3 protein-coding genes are annotated in these 2877 nt (G+C 71.2%); all 3 read right to left on the reverse strand.

The window, feature by feature from the left end:
• Window positions 1–77: 77 nt before the first annotated feature.
• Entirely contained in the window at window positions 78–1070 is a 993-nt protein-coding gene (locus DY240_RS23355) for a sugar-binding transcriptional regulator (RefSeq protein ID WP_199702192.1), read from the reverse strand.
• Entirely contained in the window at window positions 1067–1954 is an 888-nt protein-coding gene (locus DY240_RS23360; protein ID WP_119662152.1) for a carbohydrate ABC transporter permease, read from the reverse strand. Before DY240_RS23360 ends, DY240_RS23355 begins: the two co-directional genes overlap by 4 nt.
• Window positions 1955–1956: 2 nt before the next feature.
• The coding region (locus DY240_RS23365; protein ID WP_147375473.1) for a carbohydrate ABC transporter permease at window positions 1957–2877 on the reverse strand (921 nt) is incomplete at its 5' end.

Below are 2877 nucleotides of genomic sequence, written 5' to 3' on the forward strand. Positions count from 1 at the left end.
AAGCTCGCCCTCACCTACCGCGGAGGCATCGTGCTCGCCGCCGTCACCATCTGGCTACGCCAATAAGGAGACGCGCCCTAGGCGAGCAGCCGCCGGGCGGTGTGCTGGTCGGTGACCAGCACGTCGATCCAGCCGCCGCGGATCGCGCCGCGGATGGCGTCGACCTTGAGCGGCCCGCCGCCGACGCCGATGCGCCGCGGCACCCGCCGGAGCAGGTCGGCGCTGATGCCGATCACGCGGTCGTGCAGGCCGGTGTGGACGGGTTCGCCGTCGCGGTCGAAGAAGTTGAGGCAGACGTCGCCGACGGCGCCGCCGGCGGCCAGCGTCTCGAGGTCGACCGGCGGGAACGCCGGGCCGGACGACAGCCGCTGCGGCGACGTGCTCATGCTGCCGACGCCGACCAGCACGGTCGTGAGGTCCTCCCACGCCGCGACCGCCTGCGAGATGTACGGGTCGGCCAGCAGCCCGTCGCGCACCTCCAGCGACGCGACGACGCCGGGCGCCACCAGGTAGACCGGCTCGGCGCCGGTCAGCTCGGCCAGCCGGTCGGTCAGCCGTGTCGCCTGCACCTGCACGGCCGGGTTGCCGATCGCGCCCAGTATCTGCACGACGACCTCGGCGGAGCGGGCCGGCACCGGCGCCATCGCCTCGACGACGGCGAGCAGCGACACCGACCGCGAGGAGATGCCGATGCGGTCGCCGGGCAGCAGGGTGCTCTCGACGTACGCGGCGCCGGCCGCGCCGATCGCGCCCAGCACCGACGCGTCGTCGTCGGACTGGGTGCCGGCGATGACGACGTCGCGCAGGCCGTACCGTTCCCGCAGCGCGTACTCGAGCTCGGCGAAGACGCCGGGTGGTGTGACGACGACGGTGCGGACGACGCCCAGGCCGACCGCCTCCTTGAGCAGCCGCGACACCTTCGACTGGGTGACGTGCAGCCGGGCGGCGATGTCGGGCTGGCGCAGTCCCTCGACGTGGTACATGTGGGCGACCTTGAACAGCAGGGCGAGTCGCTCGGACGGGATGCTCGGCACCGCGGCGACTCTACCGACGACGGCGGACTCGGTCACTTGAGCGCTCCCGCCGTCATGCCGGCGATGAAGTACCGCTGCAGGAACAGGTACGTGACGATGACCGGCAGGCAGGTCAGGGTGACGGCGGCGGCGATGGCCGCGCGGTCGGTCTGGTACTCGCCGACGAAGAACATGATCCCCGACGCCACCGGCCGCAGGTTCTCGTGCTGGCCGTAGAGCAGCGGGATGAGGAAGGCGTTCCAGGTGAACATGAACTGGAACACCGCCAGCGACAGCAGCCCGGGCCGGGCCAGCGGCAGCATGACGTGCCAGAACACCCGCAGCTCGCCGGCGCCGTCGACGCGGGCGGCGTCGCGCAGCTCGCCGGGCAGGCCGAGGAAGAACGCCCGCATCAGGAAGATGCCGAACGGCAGCCCCAGGGCCAGCGCGGGCACGATGATGCCCCAGTAGCTTCCCAGCAGCCCGAGGTCGCGCACGACGTAGTACTGCGGGATCATGATCGACTGGAACGGCACCATGACGCCGAGCAGGATCAGCACGAACAGCAGCGTCGTCACCTTCGTGCGCACCAGCGTCAGCGCGTACGCCGCCATCGACGCCAGCAGCACGACCAGCGGCACCACGAACGCCACGTACAGGAAGGTGTTGCCGAGGTAGCTGCCGAACCGGCCGGTGACGAACGCGTTGCGGTAGTTCTCCCAGTTCAGCTCCGTCGGCAGGCCGAACGGGTCGCGCCCGATGTCGGTGGAGGTGCGCAGCGACGAGATCCAGATCCACACGAAAGGGCCGACGAAGACCAGCGCCGCGCCGATGAGCGCGACGTAGCGCAGCGCGGTCCAGCCGTGCCGCCCGGCCCGTTTCGGCGGCGACGGGGGCGGGGCGGCCTCCGCCGGGGGTGCGGTGAGTGTCGGGACGGCCATCGTCACACCTCGCTCGTTCGCTCGCGCAGCCGCACGAAGACGACGGTCACGATCAGGCAGACGACCGTGAGCACCACCGACAGCGCGGCGCCGTAGCCGACCTGGTTGTCGGCGAAGGCGTTCTGGTACGTGTACGTCGCGATCAGCTGGGTGCTGTTCTGCGGCCCGCCGCGGGTCATCACCCAGACCATGTCGAACGCCTGGAAATTGTGGATGAGCAGCAGCGACGTCACCAGCGTCACGGCGTGCGACAGCTGCGGGACGATGACGTGGCGGAACCGCTGGACGCCGTTGGCGCCGTCGACCTTCGCCGCGTCGAGCAGCTCCGCCGATACATTGTTCAGCGCCGCGGAGAAGATCACGAACGACAGCCCGATCGACGCCCACACCGACGCGCCCAGGATCGCGTACACCGCGACGTCGGGGTCGCCGAGCCAGCCGCGCTGCCAGCCGTCCAGCCCGACGGCGTCGAGGATGCGGTTCAGCACGCCGAAGCCGGGGTGGTAGATCCAGCCCCACACGATGCCGACGACGACGGTCGGCAGCACCTGCGGCATGAAGTAGAGCGTCCGGAAGACGGCGAACCCGCGGCCGGTGCCCCACGCCAGCAGCGCCAGCCCCAGCGACAGCGCCAGCGACGCCGCCGTCCCGAGCCCGACCCAGAGCAGCGTGTTGCGCAGGCTGACGCCGAACAGCCGGTCGTCGAGCAGGTCGAGATAGTTGCCCAGCCCGACGAACGTCTTGACCGGGTTGACGCCGTCCCACTCGTACAGCGACAGCCAGACCGACTGCACCAGCGGGATCAGCACGAACACCAGGTACAGCACGATCGCCGGGGCGAGGAACACCGCCGCGAGCCGCGCCGCCGGGCTCATCCGGCCGAGCGGCCCCGGCCGGCGGTGGCCGCCACCGGCCGGCGCGCG

The organism is Jiangella rhizosphaerae (assembly GCF_003579925.1).
Taxonomy (GTDB): Bacteria; Actinomycetota; Actinomycetes; order Jiangellales; family Jiangellaceae; genus Jiangella; species Jiangella rhizosphaerae.

Excerpts from the sequence above, each read along its gene's own strand:
- DY240_RS23360 (WP_119662152.1), bottom strand. The coding sequence starts at position 1,954 with ATGGCCGTCCCGACACTCACCGCACCCCCGGCGGAGGCCGCCCCGCCC.